This window comes from Mycobacterium sp. TH-M106 (assembly GCF_057473765.1).
On sequence record NZ_JBYCLE010000527.1, the window covers coordinates 1 to 4,475 of the forward strand.

5 protein-coding genes, 2 tRNA genes and 1 other annotated feature are annotated in these 4,475 nt (G+C 66.0%); of the genes, 3 read left to right on the forward strand and 4 right to left on the reverse strand.

Annotation, left to right across the window (positions count from 1 at the left end; translation table 11 throughout):
* Positions 1 to 3: 3 nt before the first annotated feature.
* Positions 4 to 76, reverse strand: a tRNA-Gly gene (locus tag AC2VOP_RS18295).
* Positions 77 to 364: 288 nt separating this feature from the next.
* Here AC2VOP_RS18295 and AC2VOP_RS18300 point away from each other — a divergent pair.
* From AC2VOP_RS18300 to AC2VOP_RS18310, 3 genes are all read left to right on the forward strand, one after another.
* Positions 365 to 436 (forward strand) — tRNA-Val (locus AC2VOP_RS18300).
* An 80-nt stretch (positions 437 to 516) separates the two neighbouring features.
* A protein-coding gene (locus tag AC2VOP_RS18305) for an IS3 family transposase (RefSeq protein ID WP_486962280.1) occupies positions 517 to 1,781 on the forward strand; the annotation gives its coding sequence in 2 pieces (ribosomal slippage) (positions 517 to 823 and positions 823 to 1,781; 1,266 coding nt in all).
* Positions 819 to 950, forward strand: a sequence feature (AL1L pseudoknot). (Overlaps the previous gene by 132 nt.)
* 255 nt (positions 1,782 to 2,036) lie before the next feature.
* A complete protein-coding gene (locus tag AC2VOP_RS18310) occupies positions 2,037 to 2,246 on the forward strand; it encodes a hypothetical protein (RefSeq protein WP_486962281.1) in 210 nt (69 codons plus the stop codon).
* 33 nt (positions 2,247 to 2,279) lie between these two features.
* Here the strand turns inward: AC2VOP_RS18310 and AC2VOP_RS18315 are convergent, their stop codons facing one another.
* The 3 genes from AC2VOP_RS18315 to AC2VOP_RS18325 all read right to left on the reverse strand — a co-directional run.
* Entirely contained in the window at positions 2,280 to 2,900 is a 621-nt protein-coding gene (locus tag AC2VOP_RS18315; RefSeq protein WP_486962282.1) for an antibiotic biosynthesis monooxygenase, read from the reverse strand.
* A 102-nt stretch (positions 2,901 to 3,002) separates the two neighbouring features.
* Positions 3,003 to 3,656 (reverse strand): DedA family protein, encoded by a 654-nt coding sequence (locus AC2VOP_RS18320; protein WP_486962283.1) that lies wholly within the window; start codon positions 3,654 to 3,656, stop codon positions 3,003 to 3,005.
* Between the two features lie 265 nt (positions 3,657 to 3,921).
* Positions 3,922 to 4,475, reverse strand: a 554-nt coding sequence (locus tag AC2VOP_RS18325; RefSeq protein ID WP_486962284.1) for an enoyl-CoA hydratase/isomerase family protein, incomplete at its 5' end; no start/stop codon positions are given.

Below are 4,475 nucleotides of genomic sequence, written 5' to 3' on the forward strand. Positions count from 1 at the left end.
TCGAGCGGATGACGGGATTCGAACCCGCGACCCTCACCTTGGCAAGGTGATGCGCTACCAACTGCGCTACATCCGCGCGCAACGGACGAGATCGTCATCCGGTGCGAAGCATGACGATAGTTCATCCCAGCGGGCCTGCACAAATATTCGGCGTGCCTCACCTACTTTGAGCGCGTGGCCGCGGTGGTGCCTCAGCTATTTTGAGCGCGTAGCCCCTCGGGGCAGCCCGGCTACCGCCAGATCAACACGCTCCCTTTGACGTGACGAACCTCAAGATATTCGCTGTGCGGATCGGCATAGTGGCAGCCTGGCTCGCCCATTCTCCCTGGATCCGCTCGCCGTGTTAGTTTCGACGTCGTTCGTTGGTCTCGTAGCTCAGCGGGAGAGCGTCCGCCTCACACGCGGAAGGTCGCTGGTTCGATCCCAGTCGAGACCACAGAGGAAATGCAGGTCATTCCTGAATGAATCGCCCTGGAAATGCTGGAGGCTTCAGACCTTGGAATCGAGGATGGAGCTATGTCGAAGAAACCGTCATCGTCGGCCAAGCCGACGAGTCGCCGTTACAGTGCCGAGCAGAAGGCCGGGGCGGTACGGATGGTTCGGGCATTGCGCGCGGAGTTGGGCAGCGACCACGGCGTCATCGCCCGGGTAGCCGATCAGCTCGGCTATGGAGTCGAGTCGGTGCGGACCTGGATGCGTCAGGCCGACATCGATGACGGCTATCAGGCCGGGGTGTCGACCATCGAGGCACGGCGCATGAAGGCACTCGAACAGGAAAATCGAGAACTCAGGCGCGCCAACGAAATACTGAAACGAGCAGCGAGTTTCTTCGGGGCGGAGCTCGACCGCCAACACAAGAAATAGTCGACTTCATCGACGCCAACCGGGAGGAGTTCGGGGTCGAGCCCATCTGCACCGTCCTGCGCAGCACAGGGGTGTCGGTGGCCCCGAGCACCTACTACGCGGCCAAGGCCCGCACCGCGTCGGCCCGAGCCCGCCGAGACGCGGTGATGCGGCCCATCTTGGTCAAGCTCTGGAAAGACAACTACAGCGTCTACGGCGCCCGCAAGCTGTGGAAAGCCGCCCGCCGGGCCGGCCACGACATCGGCCGCGATCAGGTGGCGCGGCTGATGCGCGCCGAAGGCATCCACGGGGTGCGCCGCGGCAAGAAGGTCCGCACCACCCGACCCGACGAAGCCGCCGAACGCCACCCGGACCTGGTCAAGCGGAACTTCACCGCCGAGGCCCCCAACCAGCTATGGGTCACCGATCTGACGTTCGTGGCCACCTGGGCCGGGGTGGCCTACGTGTGCTTCATCATCGACGCGTTCAGCCGGATGATCGTCGGCTGGCGGGTGGCGGCGAACATGCGCACCACCATGGTGCTCGACGCCATCGAGATGGCGCGCTGGTCGCGCGGAATCACGTTGGCGGGCTTGCGATGCCACTCCGATGCCGGATCGCAGTTCACCTCGATTCGCTACACCGAGCGCCTCGCTGAGATCGGCGCCGTACCCTCCATCGGCACCGTCGGCGACAGCTACGACAACGCCCTGGCCGAGACCGTCAACGGCTACTACAAAGCCGAGCTCATCTACGGACCCACCCGACCCGGACCGTGGAAGACGGTCGAAGACGTCGAACTGGCCACCCTCAGCTGGGTGCACTGGCACAACACCACCCGGTTGCACGGATACCTCGGCGACCTACCGCCCGCGGAGTTCGAGGACGCGTTCTACGCTGACACACGGACCGGCCAACCCCTGGCCGCAATCCAATGAATCGAGCCTCCATCAGACCCAGGGCGATTCAGTCGCCCTCTGGGTTCGCCCCTTGCGCCGGGGTGCACACACCATGGGGTTGGCAACTGTTGCAGCTTGGGTGTACTTGAGTGCACTTTGATGTGTTTGAGGATTGCTTGTCGTAGGGCGAAGCTAGGGTCGCCCATGAACACGCTGCGTTTCGATCCCAGTCGAGACCACGAGGTGGGACTTCCAGCCGCCGTCAACAGTTCGCGGGCGCTAGGCTCCTACGCTATGACCCAGGAAAGCGAATCAACGCCGACCGCTGACCAGATCGAGCGCACGCTGACCGCGGTCCGCGCCGCCTACGAGGCCCTGAGGCACATCCCCTCGGACCAGGGCGCCATCACGGCTCTGGTGCAGACCGCCAAGGGCACCGCCGCGCTGCACGACTTACGCCAGGAAATCAACCGCCTCAACACGCTGCTGCCCTTCAAGGGCTAACGCAGGGCTCAAACTCGGCTAAAGCATTGCCGCTCAAACCCTCTCGGGTGCGTTCAAGTTCGCGATGGCAAGGTCGAACTCGCCGACCTCCACGACCTGTGCGCCGGTGTCGTTGACGGCCTTGGCCCAGATCGCCTGATCGGCTTCGCGGCTCGCTAGCATCGCCGCCCAGTCGTCGAAGCTCGTCGACGACACCGCCCGGCCGGATGCCCGGTCCACCAGCAGGCTTGCGCTGCAGAAACCGTCGAGATCCTCCATCTTCGGCAGCAGGGCCAGCTTGTAGGTGTCCACCGTCCGATCCAGGACTGCGGGGTCGGTCCGCAACCAGGTGGCGCGCACCACGGCCCGTCGGCGGGCGGGGTGATCACGGTGCAGCACGCCGATCTCCCAGCGGGACACTGCGGCGGTGGCGTGGAAGATTTCGGTCGCGCGGTCGCGCAGCCCCTGGGCCACAGCCTCACTGGCCCGCAGGGCCTCCTCGTCGCGCCACGACGAGGTGACGATGCACCTGCCGCGGTCACGGTCGATGAGCATGGACAGCCCGGCGCATCCGTCCGTGTCGGCGAGGGTGGGCATCACCACGTCGCGGATGTGAGCGACCCCGTCATCGATGAACGACGGGTGCGCGTAAATGGTGGAGGAGCGTGCGTGCATGTTCGCCTCCGTCTACTCGAGGCGGCGCCCCGGCGGCGCCGCGGGTCACCCTCCACCTTGCTCCGGCAACCCGAGTTCGACAACGGTTACGGCGAGTCGGGTTCACCCGATCGGGTCGGATTCGCGGTGGTGCTGTGCATCCAGGTCGGCGATCGCGCGGCCGATGCGTCCGCGCAGCGCGATGGTGCCGACGATGCCGGCCACCACCGCGACGACCAGTGCGATCCAAGAGAACCGGGTGAGCCAATGTTCGGCGGCCAGCCCGGCGAAGTAGACCGCCGCCGTGGTACCGCTGGCCCAGCACACCGCCCCGGAGACGTTGGCGGCCAGAAAGTGCGGATACCTCATCTTCAGCGCCCCGGCCAGCGGGCCGGCCAGGATCCGCAGCAGCGCGATGAACCGGCCGAAGAACACCGCCCCGGTTCCCCAGCGAGCGAACAGCCGTTCGGCGAATGCGACGTGTCCGGGGCCGAAGTGCTTGGGGAACCGTCGGCCTAGCCGGTCGAAGAGCGGCATGCCGAACCGGCGGCCAATCGAATAGCCAATCGAGTCGCCGATCACCGCCCCGACCACTGCCGCCGCACCGACCCCGACCGGGTGCACAGCCAGGTCCTGCCGCGACGACAGCAGCGCCGCGCCGACCAGCATGACCTCGCCCGGCAGCGGCATACCCAGGCTCTCCATCCCGACCACCGCCCCGACGACGAGGTAGACCAGCACCGGCGGGATCGACTGCAGTACGTCGTCTACTGTCATGCGGTCAAGCATGCCCGACCGGGTGACCGGCGGACGCCGCGGACAATTCCGGTTGTGGTCCTTGCCCGAAAACCGCTTATCTACTACAATTCGTAGTTGTGCATAGCGACTACCCGGAGAGGCATGTTATCGGCAAGCGTTCTATCCAGCGAAATCGCCCGCTGCGTAGTGCCGTTAGACCCGCCGACACCGGCTGACCCCGGCAAACCCCGGCTGACCCGACTGGAAACCGTGCGCTAGACCCGTGAGCGCGAGAGGGGGGCGCTCACGGGTCGGCGATGTCGGCTGTGGCGGTGGTGTCGGTGGTGAACCGCGGCTTGCGTTTCTCCTGTATCGCGGCCAGGCCTTCGCGGACATCGGGGCCGTCGAAGCTGATGAACTCCAGCCCGAGCGCGGTTTCGAAGGCTGGCGCGAATGCCCGGTACCAATAGTTGAGGCTGTGCTTAGTGAAGCGGATCGCGTCCTGCGCGCCGTGCGCCAGCGTGCCGGCGATGCGGTTCGCGGTGGCAACCACGTCGTCGTCGTCGACGCAGATCGAGACCAGCCCGATCCGCTCGGCCTCCTCGCCGGAGAGCGGCTCGCAGGTCAGCAGATAGTACTTCGCCTTGGCCATGCCCACCAGCAACGGCCAGCAGATCGCGGCGTGGTCACCGGCAGCCACTCCGAGTTTGGTGTGCCCGTCGATGATGCGCGCGCCCCGCCCGGCCACCGAGATGTCGGATAGCAGCGCCACCACCAGGCCCGCGCCCACCGCGGGTCCGCGGATCGCCGAGATCACCGGTTTGGAAAAGTTCACGATATTGAGCACCAGGTCGCGGG